Below are 22,711 nucleotides of genomic sequence, written 5' to 3' on the forward strand. Positions count from 1 at the left end.
GTTGACGATCACACTGATCGGGGGCACGACGGAGACGGCAAGGTAAAGATCTTGTCTCCCGACTTGCCTATTCAGGTAAAAACAGGGCACGCTCCACTAAGTGTCCTAAATCACCCACAAAGAAGTGGAGATTTACCCCATGGTCACCATGACTGCGGCGGAATGCCTGCGGGAACTGGCCGACAGGCTGAAACAGCACGGGCTCTGCGCCCGGCTCGACCAGCCCATCGGACGCCCCCCGACCCTGCACGTGAGCAACCCCTCGGCTCCCGGGCTCGAAGAGAACATCCGGCTGGAGGACGGCGCCCTCTGGTGGTCATGGGGCGACCCCGTGGCCTCCACCACCGAGATCGACGCCGCCACCGACAGCATCCGCCGGGTCCTCGGCGCTCACTCCACGCCGAGCAGGATCGGATAGAGCACCTGGCCGCCGTCATAGACGGTGAGCTCCACATCAGGACGCTGCGCCCGCAGTTCCCCTTCGACCTCAGCGACGAGGCCGGACGGCACCCCCACCCCGGTGACCAGCGTCACCAGCTCGCCGCCACCGGAGAGCATGCGGGCCAGCACCTGACGGGTGACCTCGCTCATCTGTGAACCGATCATCACGACGTCGCCCTCGATCAGCCCGAGGACGTCGCCGGGCTGGCAGATGCCGGCGCTGGTCATCGCCTCCTCGGTCGCGATGACCAGGCTGCCGAACCGGGTCGCCCGCGCGGTGCCCGCCATCGCGATCACGTCGTCGTGGAACCGGCGCAGCGGATCATGGACGGCCAGCGCCGCCAGCCCCTGCACCGACGCCCTGGTCGGGATCACCGCGATCCGCACCCCGCTGTCGCGGGCCCTGGCCGCCGCGGCCTCCACCAGCGCCAGCACCTCGGGCTCGTTCGGCAGGACGGCGACCTCGTCTCCCGCCAGCAGGATCGCCTCCACCAGCACCGCCAGGGGCGGCATCCCCCCGGACCTCCTGCGCACGACGGTCGCGCCCGCCCCCTCGAACAGCGCCGCGAGCCCGTCCGCCGCGGTGACGGCCACCACTCCCCTGCCCGTGCAGGGCGGCTGCGGCGTGTTCGCCACGGCCAGGTAGGTCACCCTGATCCGGTAGGCCCGGCCCGCGACCAGCCCCGCCTCGATGGCGGCCCCCGCGTCGTCGACGTGCACATGGACGTTCCACAGGCCGTCGCCGCCGACGATCACGAGAGAGTCGCCCAGGGCGTCCAGGGCGCGGCGCAGCTCGGGGATGCTCCCGTCGTCGGTCTCCAGCAGGAACATGACCTCGTAGCCGTGGTCCTTGTGCTGCTCGGGCCGCGGAAGCCGGGTGACGGCCCCGGTCTCCGCCCGGGACGGCACGTCGTAGTGCTCGGGGAACTCCTCGGTGACGACCGCGCACAGGGCGTCCAGGAGGACGCACAGGCCCGCGGCGCCCGCGTCCACGACACCGCTGCGGGACAGCAGGTCCATCTGCTCGGGGGTCTTCCTGAGCGCCAGCCGGGCCCCGCGGGCGGCGGTCCTGGCCACGGCGCCGAGCGAATCGCCCGTCGCCGCCTCCGACGCCGCCGACAGGACCGTGAGGATCGTCCCCTCGACCGGATGCGCCACCGCGGCCCTGGCCAGCTCGGCGGCGTAGGCAAGGGCGTCCTCCAGGACGTTCCCGTCGGCCCGTTCGCCGCCCATCATCTCCGCCAGCGCCCGGAGGACCTGGCTGACGATCACCCCGGAGTTCCCGCGGGCCCCGAGCAGCGCCCCCTGGGCCAGGGCCTGCCACACCTCGCGGGCCACCGCCCCGGCCGGCAGCTCCTCGACGCGCTCGGCCGCGGCCAGCACGGTGAGGTGCAGGTTCGTCCCGGTGTCGCCGTCGGGCACGGGGAAGACGTTCAGGACGTCGATCTCCCGCCGGTTGTCGCCCAGCGCGTCCGCGGCGGCCCGTACCCAGCGCCGCACGGCCGCCGCGTCCAGTTCGTCCAGCACAGCGCCTCCCTCACACCCCGATGAGAGTATGGTGGACGCAGGCTCACGCCCGCTCCGAGCGACCCTTCCCCAGCTTGATTCGCCTACCCCCACCGGGTCGGCTACCCTGTTCGGAGCGTCCCCCTTCCGCGGGGACTTTTTCCATGTGAAGCGCCCCGTCGGGCGTCTTCAGTTCCCGATCTTTGTTTGGAGTTACCGTGGCTGCCAACTGCGAAGTGTGCGGCAAGGGTCCCGGCTTCGGTATGAGCGTGTCCCACTCGCACCGTCGCACCCCGCGCCGTTGGAACCCGAACATCCAGCGCGTGCGCGCCGTCATCAGCGGCACCACGAAGCGCGTCAACGTCTGCACCTCCTGCCTCAAGGCCGGAAAGATCACGCGCCCCCTGGCCCGCTAGATCTCAGACACACCGGAACCCGGGCGCCCCTCCACACGGGGGCCCGGGTTCCGTCGTTCTCTCCATGGATTCGCGTGAGGCGGGTGGGATTCGAACCCACTCAGCGATGCACCCGGTTTACAGCCGGGCCCGGCTCTCCCGCTCCGGCGCCGCCTCGCAGTGCCCCCAGCGGGATTCGAACCCGCGACCTCCGCCTCCTCAAGGCGACGCCTCTACCGGTTGGGCTATGAGGGCTCAGTGCGGCCCATGGGATTCGAACCCATAGCGTCCCCGTCCTGAACGGGGTCCCTCTGCCTGTTGGGGTAGGGCCGCGTGGAAGTGGGGCGTCACGCGGCCTGAGGCTCCTCAGTGAGAGGAGCGGGCCGCGGACGCCTGGGGCAGTCGCTGGAGGGTGCGCATGAGAGGAGCGTGCCAGCCCCGGCCGTCCACGGGCAACAGGATTATCGGCGGGTCCGCCAGGCGTGGTCGACCGGGCCGATGCCGGCGCCCAGGGGGAAGCCCGCGGCGATGGCGCCGGTGACGTACTCCTTCGAGGCCGCGACGGCCTCGGGCAGGGCCAGGCCGAGGGCCAGGTGGGAGGCGATCGCGGAGGCCAGGGTGCAGCCGGTGCCGTGGGTGTGCCGGTTGTCGTGGCGCTCGGCGGTGAAGGTGAAGGTGTCGGTGCCGTCGTAGAGCAGATCGACGGGGCGGTCGGGCAGATGGCCGCCCTTGATGAGCACCCACTGGGGCCCGAAGGCCTTGACGGCCTCCGCCGCGCGCGGAAGATCGGCCTCGGACTCGACCCGCACCCCGGTGAGGAGCTCGACCTCCCACAGGTTCGGCGTGACGAGCGAGGCCACGGGCAGCAGCTTGTGCCGGACCGCGTCGACGGCGTCACGGGCCAGGAGGGCGTCGCCGTGCTTGGACACCCCGACCGGATCGACGACCACCGGGATGCCACGGCCGGCCAGCTTCGCCGCCACGGTCTCGACGAGCACCGAGGACGCGAGCATCCCGGTCTTGATCGCCTGGGCGCCGATGTCGTCCAGAACGGAGTCGAGCTGGGCCTCGACGGCCTCCGGCGGCAGCTCCCAGTACCCCTGGACCCCCAGCGAGTTCTGGGCCGTCACCGCGCAGATCACGCTCATCCCGTGGACCCCGAGCGCGAGCATGGTCTTCAGGTCGGCCTGGATCCCCGCCCCTCCCCCGGAGTCGGAGCCGGCGACGGTCAGAACCCGAGGGGGAGCAGCAGCCATGCCCCCAGCCTAGGGTCTGTTTCAGCCGCAGGCCGATCCGTTGATCCTGCAGAAGGTGGGCTTGGACCAGGCGCCGCGGGCGGTGAAGCGTATGACGACGCGTTTTCCAGGGGCGATGGCGGTTCCGCCGACGAAGTAGACGTCGCCGCCCTTGCGGCCCGCGGTCCTCAGGGTGGCGCCCCGGGCTCCGGTGACGACGGCGTTGGGGATCCGGAAGCGCAGCTTCCAGGCGGCCAGGGGCTTGGTCCCGGTGTTGGCGACGACGACGCTGCCGGTGAAGCCGCCCGCGACGGCCGCCGACGGGCGGAAGGTCCACCTGCCCACCCGCACGACCCGGGTCACGGCCTTGGCGGAGGGCCGCTCGGGCGCCGTGGCCTCGGCGGCGGACGGGCAGCCCACGCAGCCCGAGTCGCCGGGGCTGTTGGAGAAGTTCAGCGAGATCTGCTGGGTGCTGAAAGCCGCCGCGACGACGCCCACCGCGGCCATGCCGGCGAGGACCGGCATCAGCGGCGTCCTGCCGATCCAGGCCATTCTCCGGGCTCTCGCCGCCTGCGCGGGAACGACCGCGGTTCCGGCCGGATCTGTCTCCGATTCGAGCCAGTCCACGCCACCGTCGAGCTTGTTGTGTCGTCCCATCCCATCCTCTTCGTCCCAGGGATGTATACCAAAACGACACCAAGACTGCCTACCGGACTAGCAAGACAAGCAGGAATCACACCCCGAAGTGGTCCCATCCGCCGCGTCCCGGAACGTTCCCATCGACGGTCACGCCCGCTCCGCGCGTCACACGGCCGACCACGCGCCACTCCGCCGGAAGGGCGGCCTCCGCCGGGAAGGTCCCCGCGAAGGCGTGGTCCTCTCCCCCGGTCAGCAGGTCCTCCGCGGTCACCCCGCCGGCCGCGGGCAGAGCCGAGGCCGCCAGCTCGATCGCCACGCCCGAGGCCCGGCAGATGTGCCCGAGGTCCTGGACGAGCCCGTCGCTGACGTCGAGGAGGGCGGTCGCGCCGAGCGTCCTGGCCTCCTCCCCCGCGGTATAGGGCGGAGCGGGCCGCCGGTGCGCGGCCACCAGGGCGCGCTCCCGTTCCGGCAGGCCGCCGATCCACTCCTCGAACGCCCCGGCCTCCCCCGCGCCCACGGGGGCCGCCAGCAGCAGCCTCAGCCCCGCCGCCGAGCGGCCCAGGCCGCCCCGCACGGCCACGACGTCACCCGGCCGCGCCCCCGACCGGGTCAGCGGCGCCCGCCCGCCGAGATCGCCCAGCGCGGTGACGGCCACCGTGATCGTCTCGGCCGACACGGTGTCGCCGCCGACGATCGAGGCCCCCACCACGGCGCACTCGTCGCGCAGCCCGTCACCCAGCGCCTCGGCCCAGGCCACGTCGAGGCGGCCCGGCAGCCCCACGCCGATCAGCAGGGCCGTCGGGCGGGCGCCCATGGCGACCACGTCGGCGAGGTTCTGCGCCGCCGCCTTCCTGCCGATGTCGTAGGCGCCGGACCAGTCCGTCCGGAAGTGACGCCCCTCGACCAGAAGATCCATGGTCGCCACGGACCTGCCGTCGGGATGGGCGAGCACCGCGGCGTCGTCGCCCGGCCCCAGCAGCACCTCGGGCCCCTGCGGGAACCGCGCGACGATCCGCGAGATCAAACCGAACTCCCCGACTTCGCCGATGTCGATGACGACCCCTCTCTCTCGTTCCGGGCAATCCACGGTACGGTGATTGATCGGACGGCTGTTCCCCCACCCCAACCTGGGGAGATGCAATGGTGCAGGCCTACATACTGATCCAGACCGAGGTCGGCAAGGCGGCCGACGTCGCCCAGACGATCGACAAGATCCCTGGCGTGACGCAGGCCGACGACGTCACCGGTCCCTATGACGTGATCGTCAAAGCGGAAGCCCCGAACATGGACGACCTGGGCAGACTCGTCGTCGCCAGGATCCAGGTCGTCACCGGGATCACCCGCACTCTGACGTGCCCTATCGTGCATCTGTGATCCGAGAAGCCGCAGCCCTGGCCGCCTTCGCCCTCCTGGCGTCGGGGTGTTCCGGCGGTGCCGTGAAGGTGCCCGCCCCGTCCCCTCAGGCGGAGGCCGCCTCGCTCTGCGACGGCCTGAAGCTGCCCTCCTCCGTGGACGGCCAGAAGCGGCGCGACACCGATCCGGCGTCGCCCTACGTCGCCGCCTGGGGGTCGCCCGCGATCGCGCTGCGCTGCGGGGTCCCCCGCCCCTCCGGTTCCGACGGCCTCATCGGCCAGGTCGTCGAGATCAACGGCCTCCAGTGGATGCCCGAGGAGGGCGACCGCCCCGCCACCTGGACCCTCGTCGGCCGCAAGGCCTATGTCGAGATCACCATCCCCGGCAAGTACACCCCCGAGGGCCGTCCCGCGGGCGACGTCCTCACCGAGTTCACGGCCCCCCTGAGCACCCTCCCCGTCCTCCCCGGCAAGGCCTTCTGAGTCAGGCGGCGGGCATCAGCAGGGGTCCCGTCACCTGGAAGCGCTCGACGCCCCGCTTGGTCAGGTTGACGCGGACGTCGATCCAGCCGTCGAGGGTGCGGCAGCCCTGGAGCGGGTCGCCCGCGAAGTGCAGGTCGCCGACCGAGAGCTTGGCCCCGCGCACCTGGACGGGCAGCACGATCCGGGATCCGGCCGTCAGCCTGACCTCGGCGCAGGAGCCGATGTCGTCGCGCGCGGAGGAGCGCACGGCCCGCGCCGCGACCGGCTGGTAGGCGGCCAGTCCCGGCCGCACCCGGCCGAGAAGCGAGCCGTCGAGCTCTCCCGGCGAGGGCAGGTCCTCGTCGCCCGGCGCGCACCCGATGACGCCGGGATGGGAGTCTCCGCTGGGGCCGCCGTCGAGGCGGCCGATGGCCAGGACGTCCACGACGATGAGGTCGCCCGGCTCCGCGCCGACGACCGCGAGGGGCCCGCACAGCAGCGCGTCCCTCCCCCACGTCCCCTGGCACTCCATCCGCACCGAACCACCCGAGATCACCTCGGCGACGGCGGGGATCTCGGGGTGCCAGCGGGTGTGTCCGGGCACGGTCTGCGCACTGCGGTACGGCAGTGCCGGCGACAGGACCACGGCTGCTCCTTTCAGGCTCACGGCAGAAGAAAGTAACTTGCTAGATAGTGCCGCGTGGCCTGTTTCGGACCGATTTCATAACGCTTAAGCGCCGGTAATTCCTGACCGGCCGAGCAACGGCGGAGGCGGCCGCGCCCGTCAAGAGTCCATGCGACGTTCCACCCTCCTGATCGGCCCGCTCGTCCTGGGCCTCGCCGCCGCCTGCACCTCCGCCCCGGCCGAGAAGCCCCCGGTCGTGGTCGACGCCCCGCCCATGCGCCTGGTCTCCTACAGCGACTGCGACGCCCTCCTCGACGATCTGCGCGCCTCGGCCGTCAAACGCGTCGGGCCCTTCGGCTTCGACAGCCCCTACCGCGCCCTCGACGACGTCAGGCTGGGCGCCGGACAGGCCCCCTCCGCGGCGAAGGCCGCCGCCCCCGAGTCGTCCGGGACCAACGTCCACGAGGCCGGCGCCGACGAGCCCGACCTGGTCAAGAACGACGGCAACCGGATCGTCATGGTCACCGGCCGAGATCTGAAGATCATCGACACGGCGACCCGGCGGGTCACCAGGACCGTGCGCCTGGCAGAGGAGTACGCGAACGTCTCCGGGCTGCTGATGAGCGGGGACCGGGTCCTCGTGTTCGTCCAGGGATTCGACGGGCGCGTGTTCAAGGAGAAGCTCAAGCCCGGCTTCGCCCCGCCCTCGTACATGGGCCTGCGCATCCTCCAGATCGACCTCCTGACCGGGAAGACCCTCGGCGAGATCACCGCCAAGGGCGACTTCGTCGACGCCCGGCAGAGCGGCTCGGTGGCCAGGGTCGTGGTCCGCACCCGGCCGGACATCGCCTTCCGGCCGCGCGACTGGAACGGCAAGGGACCCTACGAGAAGTGGGCCAAGCCCGCCGTCGAGGCCAACCGGGAGGTCGTCCGGAACGCCGGGATCGAGGCCTTCCAGCCGACGTTCGAGGTCGGCGGCCGGAAGGTCGTGACGCCCTGCGAGCAGATCAGCCGCCCGGCCGGCAGCGACGACATCTCGATGGTCTCGGTGCTGACCGTCGATCTCGCCCAGGACCTCGGCGACGGCGCTCCGGTCTCGGTCGTGGCCGACGGCGACACCGTCTACGGGACGGGCGCGAGCCTCTACATCGCCGCCACCCCCTGGGCCCCGGGGCCGCAGCCGTGGGAGGGCCGCTTCCGTGACTGGCGTCCCAGCCGGACCGTGACCCAGGTCCACAAGTTCACGCTGACGGGGGCGGACCGTCCCGCCTACGTCGCCTCGGGCGAGGTCAAAGGCGGTCTGCTCAACCAGTACTCCCTCTCGGAGCACCAGGGGAACCTGCGGGTCGCGACGTCGATCGACACCCCGCGCCAGGAGAACTCCGTCACCGTCCTGGCCCCGCGGGGCCGCACCCTGAAGAGGATCGGCGGCATCGACCACCTCGGCAAGGACGAGCGCATCTACGGCGTCCGCTTCCTCGGCGACAAGGGCTACGTCGTGACCTTCCGGCAGATGGACCCGCTGTACGCCATCGACCTGGCCGATCCCGCGAAGCCCGTCGCCCTCGGCGAGCTGAAGATCACCGGTTACTCGGCCTACCTGCACCCGACCGCCGACGGCCGTCTCATCGGCGTCGGCGTCGAGGCCGACGCCAAGGGCGCCCCGCAGGGCGCCCAGGTCTCGCTGTTCGACGTCACCGGGCCGAAGCTCCTCGACCGGCTCGTCTTCCCCCGCATGTGGGGCCCGGCCGCCGAGTACGACCCGCACGCCTTCCTCTACTGGCCGAAGACCGGTCTCACCGTGGTGCCCGTCCAGGACAGGGAGGGAGCGGGCAGCGCCCTCGTCCTGACCGTCTCCGGCGACACCGTCAAGCGGGTCGGGACGATCCGGCACCCCGGCAGGGCCTACGAGAACACGCTCCAGCGGGCCGTCCTCATCGGCGACGCCCTGTGGACGGTCTCCCCGAAGGGCGTCCAGGTCAACGACGCGGCGACCCTGCGGAAGCTCGCCTGGATCGGGCTCTAGCGGAGGCCGAGAGGGCGGGCGAGGGCCGTCTGGATGAGGCGGTCGACCAGCTCTCCGTAGGGGACGCCGGTCGCCGCCCACATCTGCGGGAACGCCGAGGTCGGGGTGAAGCCCGGCATCGTGTTGATCTCGTTGAGGATCAGGCGCCGGTCCGGGGTGACGAAGAAGTCGACCCGGGCCAGGCCCTCGCAGTCCAGCGTCTCGAAGGCGCGGATCGCGGTGGCCCGCAGGTCGTCCACGACGTCCTGCGGCAGCCGCGCCGGGATCTCCAGCCGCGAGGTGCCGTCGAGGTACTTGGTCTCGAAGTCGTAGAAGTCGTGCTCGCCGAGCATGACGATCTCGGCGGGGACGCTGGCCTCGGTCGGCCCGTCCGCGACGCCCTGGAGCACGCCGCACTCCACCTCGACGCCCTCGACGCCCGCCTCGACGATCACCTTCGGGTCGTGGGTGCGGGCCTCCTCGATGGCGGCCGCCAGGTCCTCGTCGCGGGTTACCTTGGTGATCCCCATGCTGGATCCGGCGCGGGCCGGCTTCACGAACACCGGGCGGCCGAGCTGCTTGACCTCGTCGAGCTTCCGGTCGCGCTCGAGCCGCCACTCACGATCGGTGATCATCACGTAGGGGCCGACCGGAAGCCCGCAGGCCTGCCAGATCAGCTTCATGTAGCCCTTGTCCATGCTCGCCGCGCTGGCCAGCACGCCCGCCCCGACATAACGGACTCCGGCGAGCTCCAGCAGGCCCTGGATGGTGCCGTCCTCGCCGTAGGGGCCGTGCAGCAGCGGCAGCACCACGTCGACGCCGCCGAGCGCGCGGGGCACCTCACCCGGCTCGACGACCATGAGGCCGGGAGCGTCCGGGTCGAAGGGCAGGGCCAGGGCGCTGCCGGTCCCGTCGACCTCGGGCAGCCTTCCGTCGGAGATCGCCAGCCGGGCGTCCGCGGGGGGCAGCACCCACCGGCCGTCCCGGGCGATCCCGATCGGCAGCACCTCGTAGCGCGACGCGTCGATGGCGGCCATGACGCTGCCCGCGGTGACGCAGGAGATGGCGTGCTCTGAGCTGCGGCCGCCGAACACCACGGCAACCCTGATCTTCTTCTGGGTGATCTCCTCGGACATGATGGATGACCCTACCGGTCACGCGCCGATCGGCGCCTCCGCGCGGCGCGCGGTCACCCTGGCGACGACGTCGAGGGCGTCGGTGGCGTCGGCGATGAGGTCGGCCGCGTCCTCGAGGCCGATCGAGAACCGCACGGCGCCCGGGTCGATCCCGGCTCTGAGCAGGGCGGCGTCGTCGCGGCCCGCGTGCGAGGTCGTCCCCACGTGGCCGACGCTGGTGTGCGTGCCGCCCAGTGAGGTCGCCGAGCGGGCGAGCCGGAGGGCGTCGGCGAAGGCGAGCCCCGCGTCACGGCCCCCGTGCGGCGTGACGGTCACGACGGCCCCGAACCTCGTGCCCTCCGGCCCCTCGTCGAACAGCCGCCGGGCCAGCCGGTGCCCCGGATGCCCGGTCAACCCCGGGTAGTCGACCGCCTTGACGGCCGGATGCTTGGCGATCGCCGCCGCGAACTGCGACGCCGAGTCGCACTGCCGCCGCACCCGCAGTGGCAGGGTCTCCAGGCCCCGGCGCAGCAGGAACGCCTCGTCGGGGGCGAGCTGGCCGCCCGTCATGATCCGTACCCGGCGGATCTTCTCGACCAGCTCGCGCCGCCCGCAGACCACGCCCCCGGTGGCGTCCCCGTGCCCGCCGAAGTACTTGGTCGCCGAGTGCACCACCAGGTCCACGTGGTATTCCAGCGGCCGGCACAGGACCGGTGTCGCGACGGTCGAGTCGACCGCCAGCAGCGCCCCGCGCGCGTGGGCCAGGTTCGCCAGCGCCGGCAGGTCGGCCACCGACATCGTCGGCGTCGACAACGTCTCGGCCCAGACCACGCGGGTCGTCGGCCGGATCGCCGCCCGCACCTGCTCGAGATCCGTCATGTCGACGAAATCGGCCGCGACCCCGAAGCGGCCGAAGATCTCCTGGAGCAGGTCGAAGGTGCCCCCGTACAGGGCGAGCGGCGCCACGACGTGCGCCCCCGCCTTGGTGAAGGCGAGGAAGACCGCGCTGACCGCCGCCATGCCCGAGGCGAAGGCCTGGGCCGCGACGTCGGCGACCGTGGCGCCCTCCAGCGCCGCGACGGCCTGCGCGAACGCGTCGGCGGTCGGGTTGTCGACCCGCGAGTACAGGTAGCCGCCGCCCTGGTGCACCAGGTCGGCGTGCTCCTGCGCGCCCGCGAACGCGAAACCGCTCGTCCGCCAGACCGGCGGCGCCGTGGGCGTCTGGGCGGGAACCGGCGGCGCGGGCAGATGCACGGCGCGCGTGTTCTCACCCTTGAATCTTCTACGCATCGTCACCATGAGACCACAGAGCGCAGTCTGACGCAGGACGTTCGGGTGACTCCGCCCCGAGCGGCCGCCGTGCTCAGACGCCGTAGCGCTCCGGCTTCGGCGATCGCGTCATGAGCTTGAGGTAGGCCTCCTGGATCGGGACGCCGTGGTGCATGACGGCCGCCACGACCTCGGTGATCGGCATCTCGACAAGGTGCTTGCGGGCCAGCGCCAGCACCGCCTCGGACGACTTGACGCCCTCCGCGGTCTGCTTGGTCACCGCGATGACCTCCTCCAGCGACATGCCGCGCCCGAGGTTCTCCCCGAACGTGCGGTTCCGCGACAGCGGCGAGGTGCAGGTGGCGGCCAGGTCACCGAGGCCCGCGAGCCCGGCGAAGGTCGGCTCCTCCGCGCCGAGCGCCACGCCCAGCCGGATGATCTCGGCGAGGCCGCGGGTGAGCAGCAGCGCCCGGGTGCTGTCGCCGAAGCCGAGCCCGGTCGCGATCCCCACGCACAGCGCGATGACGTTCTTGACCGCACCGCCCAGCTCGCAGCCCACGACGTCGGTCGAGGTGTAGACGCGGAAGTAGGGCGTCATGAAGATCTCTTGCAGCCTGAGCGCGGTCTCCTCGTCGGAGCAGGCGGCCACCGAGGCCCCCGGCTCGCCACGGGCGATCTCGACCGCGAAGTTCGGGCCGCCCAGCAGCCCGATCCGCTCGGGGCCCGCCCCGGTGACCTCGGCGATCACCTCGGTCATGCGCAGGCCCGTCCCCATCTCGATGCCCTTCATGAGCGAGACGAAGACGGCGCCGTCGGGGAAGAGCGGCAGCCAGCCGGCGAGGTTCTCGCGGAGCGTCTGGGAGGGCACGGCCAGGCAGACGAAGTCGGCGCCGGCGAGCGCCTCGGCCGGGTCGGTGGTCGCCCGCAGCCCCTCGGGCAGCGCGATGCCGGGCAGGTACTCCTCGTTGAGGTGCCGGGAGTTGATCTCCTCGACGACCTCGGGCCTGCGCCCCCACAGGACGACCTTGTTCCCGGCGTCCGCGACGACCTTGGCCATCGCGGTGCCGAAGGAACCCGCGCCCATCACCGCTACTACTCGCGTCACGACTGTTTGCGCTCCTCAACGGCCGTCTTCTGAGGGTCGTAGATCTCCTTGGGGGGAGTCTGTCCGCGCAGCTCTCCGAGCAGCGCCGAGATCGACCGCATGATGGCTTCCGTAGCCGCCCTGAGAGTATCCGCGTCCGGCTCCGGGCCGGAATGGGCGGTCAGGTCGACCGGATCTCCGGCCGCGATGTTCATCACCTTGCGCGGGAACAGGTTCACTTTCGAGCTGCCGTAACGCAGCAGCTCCTGCGCACCCCAGTTCGCCACCGGGATGACGGGAGCGCCGGTCTCGAGGGCCAGCCTGGCCACGCCCGTTTTGGCAACCATCGGCCAAAGTTCCGGATCGCGGGTGCAGGTGCCCTCCGGATAGAAGATCACGCACTGCCCCGCGTCGAGCGCCTCCCTGGCCCCGTCGAACGCCCTGGAGGCGTCCGAGGAGCCGCGCAGGACGGGGATCTCCCCGACCCAGCCGACGATCCTGCCCAGCACGGGGATGCGGAAGACCGCCTCCTTGGCCAGGAACACCGGGTACCGGTCGGCCTTGTAGACGTAGTGGGCGATCGCGAACGGATCAACCTCGGAGATGTGGTTGCAGGCCAGGATCACCCCGCCGGTGCGGGGAATCTTCTCCTGGCCCCGCCAGTTCCGCCGGAGCAGCAGGAACAGCGGGGGACGCAGCAGTCCGATCGTGAAGAGGCGCCAGCCTCTCGAGTAACGGTAAGCCATCAGCGGTCGACCATGTCTGACGTTCTTCCTGGTGGGCGCGGGCCGGGGGTGATACCCAGTGTCGTCGCTCCGAGCACCTATTGTCGATTTCGCTATGGCAACTAACCCCTGGTCCCTGATCGTTCCGGTCAAGCTGCTGGCCCTGGCCAAGTCCCGGATCGCAGACGCCGCAGGGCCGCACCGGCAGGCGCTCGCCCTCGCGGTGGCCGCCGACACCGTCGCCGCGGCCCTGTCCTGCCCGCTGGTCGGAGCGGTCGTCGTGGTGACCGACGACGCCCTCGCGGCGGCCGAACTGGCCGCCGCCGGGGCCCGGATCGTGCCCGACGAGCCCGACCGGGGACTCAACCCCGCGCTGGTCCACGGGGCGGGCCGGGCCAGGCTGGACGGCCCCGTGCCGGTGGGGGCGCTCTCGGCCGACCTGCCCGCCCTGCGCCCCGCCGAGCTCACCCGGGCCCTCACGGCCGCCGCCGACCACGAGAACGCCTTCGTGCCCGACCTCGCCGGCACCGGCACGACGCTCTACACGGCCTCGGCGGGGGTCGTCTTCGCCCCGGCGTTCGGGAACGGCTCGCGCGACCGCCACGTGGCGCTGGGCGTCAAGGAGATCGACCTGCCGGACATCCCCTCGGTCCGCCGCGACGTCGACACGGCCGACGATCTCCGCGAGGCCCTGGCGCTCGGTCTCGGCCCCCGCACCGAGCGGGTGGCCCGGCTGATCCTCGGCCGGGGACGTCCGCAGTAGGCTGCGGTCATGCAGGGAACGGTCAAGGACTACGACGCGGCCACACGGAGCGGGAGCGTGCTCCTCGACGACGGCACCCCGGTCCCGTTCGGCACCGAGGCCTTCGACGCGGGCGGGCTGCGGATGCTCCGCTTCGGCCAGCGGGTGAACATCGCCTACGACGGGGAGTCGATCACCGCGATCACCCTGTCGACGCTGCCGCTGCCCTGAGGAGAAGCGAGCCCGAGCGGAAAAGCGAGAACGCCCGCCTCCGAGGAGACGGGCGTTCACGTAGACGCCTACTTGCCGGCGACCAGGTTCTTGAAGTCGGCCCCGGCCTTGAACTTAGGCACAGAGGTCGCGGCGACCTGGATCGTCTTCCCGGTAGCAGGGTTCCGGGCCGTGCGGGCGGGACGGTCCGCCTTCTCGAAAGAGCCGAAGCCGGTGATGGCCACCTTCTCGCCCTTCGCCACCGTGCTCTGGATCGTGTCGAGAATCGCGTCGACCGCCTCAGCAGCGTCCTTCTTGCTGCCGCTCAGGCGCTCGGCAATCGCATCGACGAGCTCACGCTTGTTCATTTGGGTTACTCCTCCGGTTCCCCCGTTGCGCCCCTGAAACTAGGGGCGCGAGGGCACCGACACAATCACCTCTCCGCGAGTTTTCCCATGTCATGGCTGTTAGATGGAGGGATTTGACGGGATCGGGGGGAAATGTCGTCAGACCGGATCGGCGCCCTTGTCGAGCTCGTCGAGGAAAACGGCCAGCCGGCGGGCCGCCAGCTCGTGGTCGCGCTTGGCCAGATCGGTGATCGCCAGCAGATGCCGGTGCAGCCGCTGGCGCATCTCGACCGGGAAGGGCGCGATGCGCTGATGGGCCGTCCTGAGCCGCTGGGCGAGCAGAGTCAGCCCCGGATCTTCCCACTGCGGCTCGTTGGTCATCCGCACATTCTCTCAGCCCGGCCTCCGGCACCCCGCCGCCGCCCCTGGAGCGCGCGAGGGCCGGAACCGCCGCGGCGGTTCCGGCCCCGGTGTCAGGCCGAGCGGTGTCAGGCCGAGCGGTGCCGGGCGGCCCGGCTCGGCGGCCGGTGGGCGCCGATGCCGGTCAGGGAGCGCACGGACAGTTCCTCGTAGTTCTCCTGGACGGGCCTCTCCTTGCCCAGCAGGGTCCCGGCGACGGCGCAGGCGAAGCCGAACGGGATGGAGACGATGCCGGGGTTCTCCAGCGGGAACCAGTGGAAGTCGATCCCCGCGGGGAACAGCGAGAGGCTCTTGCCCGTCACCGGGTCGACCTTGCCCGACACGACCGGCGAGAAGACGACCAGGACGAACGAGCCGAACAGCCCGCCGTAGATCCCGGCGACCGCGCCCGTGGTGGTGAAGCGCCGCCAGAACAGCGACAGGGTGATCGCGGGCAGGTTGGCCGAGGCCGCCATCGCGAACGCCAGCGCCACGAGGAACGCCACGTTCAGGTTGCGGGCCACCACCGCGAGGATGATCGCGAAGGTGCCGATCAGGACCGCGGCGAACCGCGCGAACCCGACCTCCTGCGACTCCCGGGGGCGTCCCAGCATGAGGACGTGGCCGAAGAAGTCGTGCGCGAGCGAGGTCGAGGAGGCCAGGACCAGGCCCGAGACCACCGCGAGGATCGTCGCGAAGGCGACCGCGCCGACGAAGGCCAGCAGGATGTCGCCGCCGACCGAGCCGCCGAGGTGGCGGCCGAGCTCGTAGGCGAGCTGGAGGGCCGCGGTGTTGCCACCGGGGTCCTGCTCGGAGATGGCCTTGTGGCCGACCAGGGCGGCGGCGCCGAACCCGAGGGCGAGCGTCATCAGGTAGAACGCGCCGACCAGGCCGATCGCCCAGTTGACCGACGTGCGGGCGGCCCTGGCGTCGGGGACGGTGAAGAACCGGCTGACGATGTGCGGCAGGCCCGCCGTGCCCAGCACGAGCGCGAGGGCCAGCGACATGAAGTCGAGCTTGTTGACGACGGTCTGCCAGGTGTCGCCCGCGACGTCCTTGCCGTACTTCCCGCCGGGTTCGAGGAAGCCCGCCGGTTTCGCGCTGGCCTCGGCGGCGTCGCCGAGCATGTGGCTGACGTTGAAGCCGAACCGGCTGAGCACGAGCACCGTCAGCACGATCGTGCTGCCGATGAGCAGCACGGCCTTGATGATCTGCACCCAGGTCGTGGCCTTCATCCCGCCGAACATGACATAGAAGATCATGATCACGCCGACGACGACGATCGTCAGCGTCCGCGCCGACGCCGCCGACACCCCGTGGAAGGTCTCGCCGGGGTGGATGCCCAGCAGCAGGGAGACCAGGGCCCCCGCGCCGACCATCTGGGCGAGCAGGTAGAACACCGAGACGGTGACGGTCGAGATGGCCGCGGCCGTCCTGACCTTGCCCTGCTTCTTGGCCCGGTACGACAGGACGTCGGCCATCGTGAACCGGCCGGCGTTCCGCATGAGCTCGACGAACAGCAGCGTGAGCAGCCAGGCGACGAGAAATCCGATCGAGTAGAGAAACCCGTCGTAGCCGCTGAGGGCGATGATCCCCGCGATGCCCAGGAAGGACGCGGCCGACATGTAGTCACCGGCGAGCGCCACCCCGTTCTGCGCGCCGCTGAAGGCGCGTCCGCCCGCGTAGAAGTCGTCGGCTCCGCGGGTGTTCCTGCGCGCCCAGAACGTGATGGCCAGCGTGCTGAGGATGAACAGCACGAACAGGACCATCGTCAGCGACCTGCCGCCACCGGTCATGACTTCTCCCCCCACCACTGCGGGTCGAGCCGGCGCTCGCCCCGTCCCTGCGACCGGGCGATGCGCTGGGCCTGGCCGGGCACCTGGGTCCTGCGGTGCTCGGCCGCCGCGCGCTCGTACTCGGCCTGCCGCCACTCCGCCTCGGTCCGCAGCTGCGCCGAGAGGGGGTCGAGCCAGGTGCGCGAGTAGCGCGAGTAGTACCAGGCGAGCAGGAACGTCGAGACGAACTGCAGCACCCCGAACACCAACGCGACGTTGATGTTCCCGATGACGGGCCGCGCCATGAAGTCGCGCGCGAACGCCGACAGCCCGATATAGACGAAGTACCAACCGAGGAACATCGCCACCACGGCCACCATCAACCGTCTGGACCTCCCTCGCAGCAACCGAAACTTCCGATCGCCCGCGATAGAGGCGTAATACCGCCCGGCCATGCCCACTCCCTGGCGTACACCCGATAAGGCAACTGTGTGTGCTTGGACAACTCCGCAACGAGATCAAACATAACCTCGGGCCGATCGCCGCAGGGGGTGAATTCAAGAACCGGCAGTGCTCGCACGATCACACTCCGGAGCCGATTCCGTGAGCGCCCGTTTTCGGTCCAGCCCGCGATCGTGCGCACCCCTGCGAACGGCCCTCGGATCGGCTCCCCGACGCGACCCCTGGGGAGTGGCGTTGACCTGCGGTTTCATCGATCGGAAGGGTCCCGGAAAGCGGGTGCGAGCACCCCTGCCGCGCGGGTCCGGCACCCGGAAGCTCTCGCCCTTATCCCCTGACCGCGTGTGCAAAACGGCATTGTTACCCCACCCTCCGGTGACGAATGCGCATCTGCTTTGCGGCGGCCGGGCACGAATGGGTTCCATCCTGAGATGGTCCGGCCGAGTCCGGGTATATCTGGAGGGACACCAGCCCCCCACCCCCCGGACGGATGACCCATGCGGCAAGAGCCCCGCCCCGAGATGGCCGACTCCGCGCTCGACGCCTCGGCCCTGGCCGCGCTCCTGGAGAGCGTCAAACGGTTCGAGGGCCCGGTTCCACCGCTGGTCAAGGGCATCGCCGACGCGGAGCTGCACCGGGTCGCCCGGTTCCTGCGGCAGCTCGCGGACGGGGAGGCCGCCTACGACGACGGCGAGGACCGCGACTGGATGCTGTCCCTCGCCCGGACCTCCACCGCCTCGATCGACGCCACGAGCACCCTGGTCGTCGACGGGCTCGAACGCGGTTTCAAGGGCGGCTTCTGGACCGGCGACCTCGGCCACCGCTACCTGCGGGCCCAGACCGACGCGGTCCGCCGCGGGGTCACCGTCCGCCGGCTGTTCATCCTCGACAGCACCGCCGACGCGGGGCGTCCGGAGTTCCTGAGCATCTGCCGTTCACAGACCGCGGCCGACATCCAGGTCCGCGTGACCGACCGCGAGTCCGTCCCGCTGACCCTGCGCAGCTCACTGATCGACTTCGTCGTGTTCGACCGGGCGGCGAGCTACGAGCTCATCCCCGCGCCCTCCCACTCCGGGGCGCCCACCTTCCTGTCGACCCGCATCATCCGCAGGGCCGAGCATCTGAAGGCCCGCATCGCCCAGTTCGAGACCCTGTGGACGCTGGGGGCTCCCCCGGCCTGACGGACGGCGCGGGAGAGGGGCCGCGGGCGTACGCCCGCGGGCCCTCCCGCGTCCCCGGTAATGCAGCCCGCGGCCCGATGTGCGCCCGTGAGCCCGATCGCCACCATTGATTTCTCCTGACGGAGGGAATGGTGACGTGAAAAGCACATGGGTCTACCGGCTGCTGGCCTTTCAGCTCGTTTCCGTCGCGGTGTTCGCCATCGCGTGGGACGCACTCGATTTCCGCATCTACGCGCTGGGCGGGCGAGTGGTCGCGGACGGGACCCGGCTTTACACCGAGGAGCTCGCCGCGCACTGGTTCACCTATACGCCCTTCGCCGGGGTGGCCTTCGCTCCGCTGTCGCTGCTGCCGCTGACCGCGGCGCGCCTGCTGTGGGAGCTGGGCTCGGTCGCGGCCCTGGGGTGGGCCTGCGCGCAGACCGCGAGGATCGCCGGATGGCGGGTGACCCCGGTCCGGCTGGCCGCGGCCGTCTCCGGCGGGCTGCTGCTGGAACCGGTGTGGCACTCGCTGTTCCTCGGGCAGATCAATCTGTTCCTGCTGGCGATGGTCCTCACCGATGTGCGGCGCCTTCGCGAGGGGCGTCGCGCGGGAATCGGCATCGGCATCGCCACGGCCGTCAAACTGACGCCCGGCATTTTCGTCGTGCTGCTCCTTCTCGCCGGAAGGGTCAGGGACGCCCTCGTCGCGGCGGGGGCCTTTCTCGGCTGCGGCGTCGCGGCCTTCCTCGTCGCTCCGGAGGCCTCGTGGCACTACTGGACGCACGTCTTCTACGACACGAGCCGGGTGGGGGCTCCCTACATCAGCAACCAGTCGCCGTTCGGGGCGCTGCTGCGGGTGCTCGGCGGGGCGGGGAGCGTCGGCGGCTGGTATCCGGTGGTGCCCGCGGCGCTCGGCTGCGCCGGGATCGCGGTCGCGGCGCTCCGGGCCCGGCGCGGGGACTGGCTCGCCGCGGCGGCCGTCACCGGCTGCACCGGGCTGCTCGTCTCGCCGATCTCCTGGACGCACCACTGGGTGTGGGTGATCCCGGCGCTGGCCGTCCTGGTCAGGGACGGGCACCGGATCGCGGCGGGGGCGGCCGTCGCGCTGTTCGTGCTCGCCCCGATGTGGCTGACCCCGCATCCGAGGTACGGGTTCCACGGGGCGATGACCGTCGCGGCCAACGCCTACCTGCTGGCGGGCCTCGGCTTCCTCGTGTTCATGGGGCTGCGTGCGCGTGCCCCCGGGCGAGGTTCTGTCCCGGGGGCACGCGGTGTTGTTCAGGCCGTCCATGGCTCGTGACCGGGACGGCCGCGCTCGGCCTTGATGCGGGCCAAGTTCGGGGTCGGCCGGCTCCCTAGACGGTCGCGGGGAGCCAGGCCGGGCGGGTGGTCTCGAAGGTGGAGATGTCGTCGGCGTGGCGGAGGGTCAGGCCGATGTCGTCCAGGCCCTCCATCAGCCGCCAGCGGGTGTAGTCGTCGAGGTCGAACGTGGCGACCAGATCGCCGCAGCGGACCTCGCGCCGCTCCAGGTCGACGGTGATCTCCGTGGCGGGGTCGTGCTCGACCGCGTTCTGCAGCTCCTCAACAATCTTCTCGTCGAGGATGACGGGCAGCAGGCCCATCTTCGTGCTGTTGTTGCGGAAGATGTCGCCGAACCGGGAGGCGATCACGGCGCGGAAGCCGTACTGCTGCAGGGCCCACACCGCGTGCTCACGGGAGGAGCCGGTGCCGAAGTCCGGGCCGGTGACCAGGATCGAGGCGCCCTCGTAGACCGTGTTGTTCAGCACGAAGGACGGGTCCTCGCGCCAGGCCGAGAACAGGCCCTTCTCGAAGCCGGTCCTGGAGACCTGCTTCAGCCAGACGGCCGGGATGATCTGGTCGGTGTCGACGTTGCTGCGGCGGAGCGGGACGGCCCGGCCGGTGTGCACGGTGAACTTTTCCATGATCCAACGCTCCTTACAGGTCGGCGGGGGCGGCCAGGCGGCCCTTGACGGCGGTGGCGGCGGCGACGGCCGGGGACACCAGGTGGGTGCGGCCGCCCTTGCCCTGGCGGCCCTCGAAGTTGCGGTTCGAGGTGGACGCGCCGCGCTCGCCGGGGGCCAGCTTGTCCGGGTTCATCGCCAGGCACATCGAGCAGCCCGCCTCGCGCCACTCGGCGCCGGCCGCGGTGAAGACCGCGTCGAGCCCCTCGGCCTCGGCCTGGATCTTGACCTTGACCGAGCCCGGGACGATCAGCGCCCGGACGCCGTCGGCGACCTTGCGGCCCTTCAGCACCTCGGCGACGGCCCGCAGGTCCTCGATCCGGCCGTTGGTGCAGGAGCCGACGAAGACGGTGTCGACCTTGATGTCGCGCAGCGGGGTGCCGGCGGTGAGGCCCATGTACTCCAGGGCCCGCTCGGCGGCCTGGCGCTCGATCGGGTCGGTGAAGTCCTCCGGGCTCGGCACGACGGCGCCGAGCTGGGCGCCCTGGCCGGGGTTGGTGCCCCAGGTGACGAACGGGGTCAGGGTGGTCGCGTCGATCACGACCTCCTTGTCGAAGACCGCGTCGTCGTCGGTGCGCAGGGTCTTCCAGTAGGCGACGGCCGTGTCCCACTCCTCGCCCTTCGGGGCGTGGTCGCGGCCCTCGAGGTAGGCGAAGGTGGTCTCGTCGGGAGCGATCAGGCCCGCCTTCGCGCCCGCCTCGATCGACATGTTGCAGACCGTCATGCGGCCCTCCATCGACAGGTCCCGGATGGCCTCGCCCCGGTACTCGACGATGTAGCCCTGGCCGCCGCCGGTGCCGATCTCGGTGATCACGGCGAGGATCAGGTCCTTGGCCGTGACGCCCTCGGGCAGCGCGCCCTCGACCGTGATCGCCATCATCTTCGGCTTGATCTGCGGCAGCGTCTGGGTGGCCAGGACGTGCTCGACCTCGGAGGTGCCGATGCCGAAGGCCAGCGCGCCGAACGCGCCGTGGGTGGAGGTGTGGGAGTCGCCGCACACGACGGTCATGCCCGGCTGGGTCAGCCCCAGCTGCGGGCCGATCACGTGCACGATGCCCTGGCCGGCGTCGCCCATCGGGTGCAGGCGCACCCCGAACTCGGCGCAGTTCTTGCGCAGGGTCTCGACCTGGGTGCGGGAGACCGGGTCGGCGATCGGCAGCAGGATGTCCTGCGTGGGGACGTTGTGGTCCTCGGTGGCGATCGTCAGGTCGGGGCGGCGGACCTTGCGGTCGGTCATGCGCAGGCCGTCGAAGGCCTGCGGGGACGTGACCTCGTGCACCAGGTGCAGGTCGATGTAGAGGAGGTCCGGCTCGCCCTCGACCCGACGCACCACATGGGCGTCATACACCTTCTCGGCCAGTGTGCGACCCATCGCACTCACCCTCTCCATCGAGTCTCAGTACTTCCCCGAGTTGCGTCTCACCGTTTGAGACGGCAATATCGAGGTATGGACAACTCTAGCGGAGTCGGCGTGCTGGACAAAGCCGTTCTCGTTCTGAACGCGCTCGAAGCCGGTCCCGCGTCGCTCGCACAGCTCGTCACGGCGACCGGATTGGCCCGTCCCACGGCCCATCGGCTGGCCGTCGCGCTGGAGCACCACCGCATCGTGCACCGCGACACGCAGGGCCGGTTCATCCTCGGGCCGCGCCTGGCCGAGCTGGCCGTGGCCGCGGGGGAAGATCGCCTGCTGGCCATCGCCCAGCCGATCCTGACCCAGCTGCGCGACCTGACCGGCGAGAGCGCCCAGCTCTACCGGCGCCAGGGCGACGTGAGAGTGTGCGTGGCGGCGGCGGAACGGTCCAGCGGCCTGCGCGACACCGTCCCGGTCGGGGCGGCCCTCCCGATGACCGCGGGCTCCGCGGCCCAGGTCCTGCTGGCCTGGGAGGAGCCGGACCGGCTGCACCGCGGCCTGCGCGGTGCCAAGTTCACCGCGGCCACCCTCGCCTCGGTCCGCCGCCGCAACTGGGCGCAGTCGATCGGCGAGCGCGAGCCGGGCGTGGGCTCGGTCTCGGCGCCCATCCGCGGCAGCGGCGGCCGGGTGATCGCCGCGATCTCCGTCTCCGGGCCCCTCGAGCGCCTCACCCGCTCCCCCGGGCGCGTCCACGCCGGTCCCGTCGTCGCCGCCGCCGAGAAGATCAGCGACTCCATGCGGCGCGGCGCCTGACCGGGGATCACCCCCGGACGGCCAGCAGATCGGCGACATACCCCCGGAAGACCCCGGCGAGATCCATCCGGGACGGGTCCAGCAGCCACTGGAGCTGGAGGCCGTCGATCAGGGCGATCAGCCGGTCGGTCTGGGCCTCGGCGTCGAGACCCGGGTCGAACTCCCCGTTGGCCACGCCCGTGGTCAGGGCCTCGATCGTGTACTGGCGGAGCTGCCGGTAGCGGTTCAGGGCCCAGCCGTGGGCGGGATGGCCGGGGGCGACGGCCTCCGCCGTCATCACCGCCAGCAGCCGGACGAGGTCGGGGGTCTCGGCGTTCCTGTCGATCAGGGAGCAGAGCTCCTCCAGCATCTCCCGGCCCGCCAGGGTGGAGCCGTCCGGCCGGACGAAGCGGGCGGCGTGCTGGGCGTCCCGGAGCTCCAGGACCGCGATGAGCAGGGTCTCCTTGGTGCGGAAGTGATGCAGCAGCCCGGCCTGGGAGAGCCCGGCCCGCTCGGCGATCCGCGACAGCGACGCCGCCCGGTAGCCGTGCGCGGCGAACTCGCCGGTCGCGGCCGCGAGGATGCGGGCGCGGCGCGCGTCGCCGACCGCGTAGCCCCGGCGCTCCCTGATATCCGCCACG

26 protein-coding genes and 3 tRNA genes are annotated in these 22,711 nt (G+C 71.4%); 10 read left to right on the forward strand and 19 right to left on the reverse strand.

Translation table 11 applies throughout. The features are described from left to right. Window positions 1-139 precede the first annotated feature (139 nt). Complete coding sequence (locus ABD785_RS04010; protein WP_344822234.1) at window positions 140-418, forward strand: hypothetical protein; 279 nt, start codon at window positions 140-142, stop codon at window positions 416-418. Here ABD785_RS04010 and ABD785_RS04015 read toward each other — a convergent pair. Continuing rightward, entirely contained in the window at window positions 391-1,968 is a 1,578-nt protein-coding gene (locus ABD785_RS04015) for a DAK2 domain-containing protein (RefSeq protein ID WP_344822237.1), read from the reverse strand. The two genes, ABD785_RS04010 and ABD785_RS04015, sit on opposite strands and share 28 nt — an antisense overlap. Window positions 1,969-2,165: 197 nt before the next feature. Between ABD785_RS04015 and rpmB the strand changes: the two genes are divergently transcribed. Next, a complete protein-coding gene (gene rpmB, locus ABD785_RS04020; protein ID WP_344822239.1) occupies window positions 2,166-2,363 on the forward strand; it encodes a 50S ribosomal protein L28 in 198 nt (65 codons plus the stop codon). 75 nt (window positions 2,364-2,438) lie between these two features. Here rpmB and ABD785_RS04025 read toward each other — a convergent pair. The 6 genes from ABD785_RS04025 to ABD785_RS04050 all read right to left on the reverse strand — a co-directional run bounded on the left by ABD785_RS04025 (window position 2,439) and on the right by ABD785_RS04050 (window position 5,240). Continuing rightward, window positions 2,439-2,519: transfer RNA gene (locus ABD785_RS04025), tRNA-Tyr, on the reverse strand. A 4-nt stretch (window positions 2,520-2,523) separates the two neighbouring features. Further along, window positions 2,524-2,597: transfer RNA gene (locus ABD785_RS04030), tRNA-Leu, on the reverse strand. Between the two features lie 4 nt (window positions 2,598-2,601). Continuing rightward, window positions 2,602-2,675, reverse strand: a tRNA-Leu gene (locus ABD785_RS04035). A 128-nt stretch (window positions 2,676-2,803) separates the two neighbouring features. Continuing rightward, window positions 2,804-3,598 (reverse strand): bifunctional hydroxymethylpyrimidine kinase/phosphomethylpyrimidine kinase, encoded by a 795-nt coding sequence (gene thiD / locus ABD785_RS04040; protein WP_344822242.1) that lies wholly within the window; start codon window positions 3,596-3,598, stop codon window positions 2,804-2,806. A 21-nt stretch (window positions 3,599-3,619) separates the two neighbouring features. After that, on the reverse strand, window positions 3,620-4,234 hold the full coding sequence (locus ABD785_RS04045; protein WP_344822244.1) for a cellulose binding domain-containing protein: 615 nt from the start codon (window positions 4,232-4,234) through the stop codon (window positions 3,620-3,622). A 76-nt stretch (window positions 4,235-4,310) separates the two neighbouring features. Next, window positions 4,311-5,240 (reverse strand): thiamine-phosphate kinase, encoded by a 930-nt coding sequence (locus ABD785_RS04050; RefSeq protein ID WP_425547726.1) that lies wholly within the window; start codon window positions 5,238-5,240, stop codon window positions 4,311-4,313. Between the two features lie 116 nt (window positions 5,241-5,356). On the opposite strand from ABD785_RS04050, the gene ABD785_RS04055 reads away from it, so the two are divergent. Together ABD785_RS04055 and ABD785_RS04060 are read left to right on the forward strand one after the other, a co-directional pair. Next, entirely contained in the window at window positions 5,357-5,590 is a 234-nt protein-coding gene (locus tag ABD785_RS04055; RefSeq protein ID WP_344822246.1) for an Lrp/AsnC family transcriptional regulator, read from the forward strand. Then, on the forward strand, window positions 5,587-6,051 hold the full coding sequence (locus tag ABD785_RS04060) for a DUF3515 domain-containing protein (RefSeq protein WP_344822248.1): 465 nt from the start codon (window positions 5,587-5,589) through the stop codon (window positions 6,049-6,051). Before ABD785_RS04055 ends, ABD785_RS04060 begins: the two co-directional genes overlap by 4 nt. 1 nt (window position 6,052) lies before the next feature. Here the strand turns inward: ABD785_RS04060 and ABD785_RS04065 are convergent, their stop codons facing one another. Continuing rightward, window positions 6,053-6,676 carry an acetamidase/formamidase family protein gene (locus tag ABD785_RS04065; RefSeq protein ID WP_344822250.1) on the reverse strand — a complete coding sequence of 208 codons (624 nt, stop codon included), beginning with the start codon at window positions 6,674-6,676 and terminating at the stop codon, window positions 6,053-6,055. Between the two features lie 148 nt (window positions 6,677-6,824). On the opposite strand from ABD785_RS04065, the gene ABD785_RS04070 reads away from it, so the two are divergent. Further along, window positions 6,825-8,681 (forward strand): beta-propeller domain-containing protein, encoded by a 1,857-nt coding sequence (locus tag ABD785_RS04070; protein ID WP_344822252.1) that lies wholly within the window; start codon window positions 6,825-6,827, stop codon window positions 8,679-8,681. On the opposite strand, the gene ABD785_RS04075 is transcribed toward ABD785_RS04070, so the two are convergent. The 4 genes from ABD785_RS04075 to ABD785_RS04090 form a co-directional block, all read right to left on the reverse strand. Continuing rightward, the gene (locus ABD785_RS04075) at window positions 8,678-9,796 is read right to left on the reverse strand and encodes a D-alanine--D-alanine ligase family protein (RefSeq protein WP_344822254.1); all 1,119 of its coding nucleotides are present in this window, start codon (window positions 9,794-9,796) and stop codon (window positions 8,678-8,680) included. The two genes, ABD785_RS04070 and ABD785_RS04075, sit on opposite strands and share 4 nt — an antisense overlap. An 18-nt stretch (window positions 9,797-9,814) precedes the next feature. Then, complete coding sequence (locus tag ABD785_RS04080; RefSeq protein ID WP_344822256.1) at window positions 9,815-11,065, reverse strand: trans-sulfuration enzyme family protein; 1,251 nt, start codon at window positions 11,063-11,065, stop codon at window positions 9,815-9,817. Window positions 11,066-11,138: 73 nt separating this feature from the next. Further along, on the reverse strand, window positions 11,139-12,128 hold the full coding sequence (locus ABD785_RS04085; protein WP_425547737.1) for an NAD(P)H-dependent glycerol-3-phosphate dehydrogenase: 990 nt from the start codon (window positions 12,126-12,128) through the stop codon (window positions 11,139-11,141). 17 nt (window positions 12,129-12,145) lie between these two features. Then, a complete protein-coding gene (locus ABD785_RS04090) occupies window positions 12,146-12,874 on the reverse strand; it encodes a lysophospholipid acyltransferase family protein (protein WP_344822260.1) in 729 nt (242 codons plus the stop codon). A 94-nt stretch (window positions 12,875-12,968) separates the two neighbouring features. Between ABD785_RS04090 and cofC the strand changes: the two genes are divergently transcribed. Both cofC and ABD785_RS04100 read left to right on the forward strand, forming a co-directional pair. Next, complete coding sequence (cofC, locus tag ABD785_RS04095) at window positions 12,969-13,616, forward strand: 2-phospho-L-lactate guanylyltransferase (protein WP_344822262.1); 648 nt, start codon at window positions 12,969-12,971, stop codon at window positions 13,614-13,616. Between the two features lie 9 nt (window positions 13,617-13,625). Continuing rightward, complete coding sequence (locus ABD785_RS04100; protein WP_344822264.1) at window positions 13,626-13,826, forward strand: hypothetical protein; 201 nt, start codon at window positions 13,626-13,628, stop codon at window positions 13,824-13,826. Between the two features lie 68 nt (window positions 13,827-13,894). On the opposite strand, the gene ABD785_RS04105 is transcribed toward ABD785_RS04100, so the two are convergent. From ABD785_RS04105 to ABD785_RS04120, 4 genes are all read right to left on the reverse strand, one after another. Then, entirely contained in the window at window positions 13,895-14,173 is a 279-nt protein-coding gene (locus ABD785_RS04105; protein ID WP_344822266.1) for an HU family DNA-binding protein, read from the reverse strand. A gap of 138 nt (window positions 14,174-14,311) precedes the next feature. Further along, entirely contained in the window at window positions 14,312-14,533 is a 222-nt protein-coding gene (locus ABD785_RS04110) for an SCO5555 family protein (protein WP_344822268.1), read from the reverse strand. Between the two features lie 107 nt (window positions 14,534-14,640). Then, the gene (locus ABD785_RS04115) at window positions 14,641-16,347 is read right to left on the reverse strand and encodes a solute symporter family protein (RefSeq protein ID WP_344822269.1); all 1,707 of its coding nucleotides are present in this window, start codon (window positions 16,345-16,347) and stop codon (window positions 14,641-14,643) included. Continuing rightward, entirely contained in the window at window positions 16,344-16,706 is a 363-nt protein-coding gene (locus tag ABD785_RS04120; RefSeq protein ID WP_425547727.1) for a DUF485 domain-containing protein, read from the reverse strand. The genes ABD785_RS04115 and ABD785_RS04120 overlap by 4 nt, the downstream gene beginning before the upstream one ends. A 576-nt stretch (window positions 16,707-17,282) precedes the next feature. On the opposite strand from ABD785_RS04120, the gene ABD785_RS04125 reads away from it, so the two are divergent. Then, entirely contained in the window at window positions 17,283-17,966 is a 684-nt protein-coding gene (locus ABD785_RS04125; protein WP_344822273.1) for a hypothetical protein, read from the forward strand. Between the two features lie 136 nt (window positions 17,967-18,102). Then, window positions 18,103-19,245, forward strand: a complete 1,143-nt coding sequence (locus ABD785_RS04130; protein WP_344822275.1) for a glycosyltransferase 87 family protein — start codon at window positions 18,103-18,105, stop codon at window positions 19,243-19,245. 55 nt (window positions 19,246-19,300) lie between these two features. On the opposite strand, the gene leuD is transcribed toward ABD785_RS04130, so the two are convergent. Next, the gene (leuD, locus tag ABD785_RS04135) at window positions 19,301-19,888 is read right to left on the reverse strand and encodes a 3-isopropylmalate dehydratase small subunit (RefSeq protein WP_344822277.1); all 588 of its coding nucleotides are present in this window, start codon (window positions 19,886-19,888) and stop codon (window positions 19,301-19,303) included. A gap of 13 nt (window positions 19,889-19,901) precedes the next feature. Beyond that, window positions 19,902-21,299 (reverse strand): 3-isopropylmalate dehydratase large subunit, encoded by a 1,398-nt coding sequence (leuC, locus tag ABD785_RS04140; RefSeq protein WP_344822279.1) that lies wholly within the window; start codon window positions 21,297-21,299, stop codon window positions 19,902-19,904. Between the two features lie 75 nt (window positions 21,300-21,374). Here leuC and ABD785_RS04145 point away from each other — a divergent pair, with 75 nt between their 5' ends. Beyond that, window positions 21,375-22,091: an IclR family transcriptional regulator gene (locus ABD785_RS04145; RefSeq protein WP_344822281.1), complete on the forward strand. Its 717-nt coding sequence runs from the start codon at window positions 21,375-21,377 to the stop codon at window positions 22,089-22,091. Window positions 22,092-22,098: 7 nt separating this feature from the next. Here the strand turns inward: ABD785_RS04145 and ABD785_RS04150 are convergent, their stop codons facing one another. Further along, window positions 22,099-22,710 (reverse strand): TetR/AcrR family transcriptional regulator, encoded by a 612-nt coding sequence (locus tag ABD785_RS04150; protein ID WP_344822283.1) that lies wholly within the window; start codon window positions 22,708-22,710, stop codon window positions 22,099-22,101. Between the last annotated feature and the right edge of the window lies 1 nt (window position 22,711).

Origin of the sequence: Actinocorallia longicatena (assembly GCF_039534125.1) — a bacterium.
Lineage (GTDB): Bacteria > Actinomycetota > Actinomycetes > Streptosporangiales > Streptosporangiaceae > Actinocorallia > Actinocorallia longicatena.

Coding starts and splice junctions, on each gene's coding strand:
- ABD785_RS04010 (WP_344822234.1), top strand. CDS start 140: ATGGTCACCATGACTGCGGCGGAATGCCTGCGGGAACTGGCCGACAGG.
- thiD (WP_344822242.1), bottom strand. CDS start 3,598: ATGGCTGCTGCTCCCCCTCGGGTTCTGACCGTCGCCGGCTCCGACTCC.
- ABD785_RS04045 (WP_344822244.1), bottom strand. CDS start 4,234: ATGGGACGACACAACAAGCTCGACGGTGGCGTGGACTGGCTCGAATCG.
- ABD785_RS04055 (WP_344822246.1), top strand. CDS start 5,357: ATGGTGCAGGCCTACATACTGATCCAGACCGAGGTCGGCAAGGCGGCC.
- ABD785_RS04070 (WP_344822252.1), top strand. CDS start 6,825: ATGCGACGTTCCACCCTCCTGATCGGCCCGCTCGTCCTGGGCCTCGCC.
- ABD785_RS04075 (WP_344822254.1), bottom strand. CDS start 9,796: ATGTCCGAGGAGATCACCCAGAAGAAGATCAGGGTTGCCGTGGTGTTC.
- ABD785_RS04080 (WP_344822256.1), bottom strand. CDS start 11,065: ATGCGTAGAAGATTCAAGGGTGAGAACACGCGCGCCGTGCATCTGCCC.
- ABD785_RS04085 (WP_425547737.1), bottom strand. CDS start 12,128: ATGGGCGCGGGTTCCTTCGGCACCGCGATGGCCAAGGTCGTCGCGGAC.
- ABD785_RS04090 (WP_344822260.1), bottom strand. CDS start 12,874: ATGGCTTACCGTTACTCGAGAGGCTGGCGCCTCTTCACGATCGGACTG.
- cofC (WP_344822262.1), top strand. CDS start 12,969: ATGGCAACTAACCCCTGGTCCCTGATCGTTCCGGTCAAGCTGCTGGCC.
- ABD785_RS04100 (WP_344822264.1), top strand. CDS start 13,626: ATGCAGGGAACGGTCAAGGACTACGACGCGGCCACACGGAGCGGGAGC.
- ABD785_RS04105 (WP_344822266.1), bottom strand. CDS start 14,173: ATGAACAAGCGTGAGCTCGTCGATGCGATTGCCGAGCGCCTGAGCGGC.
- ABD785_RS04110 (WP_344822268.1), bottom strand. CDS start 14,533: ATGACCAACGAGCCGCAGTGGGAAGATCCGGGGCTGACTCTGCTCGCC.
- ABD785_RS04115 (WP_344822269.1), bottom strand. CDS start 16,347: ATGACCGGTGGCGGCAGGTCGCTGACGATGGTCCTGTTCGTGCTGTTC.
- ABD785_RS04120 (WP_425547727.1), bottom strand. CDS start 16,706: ATGGTGGCCGTGGTGGCGATGTTCCTCGGTTGGTACTTCGTCTATATC.
- ABD785_RS04125 (WP_344822273.1), top strand. CDS start 17,283: ATGCGGCAAGAGCCCCGCCCCGAGATGGCCGACTCCGCGCTCGACGCC.
- leuD (WP_344822277.1), bottom strand. CDS start 19,888: ATGGAAAAGTTCACCGTGCACACCGGCCGGGCCGTCCCGCTCCGCCGC.
- leuC (WP_344822279.1), bottom strand. CDS start 21,299: ATGGGTCGCACACTGGCCGAGAAGGTGTATGACGCCCATGTGGTGCGT.
- ABD785_RS04145 (WP_344822281.1), top strand. CDS start 21,375: ATGGACAACTCTAGCGGAGTCGGCGTGCTGGACAAAGCCGTTCTCGTT.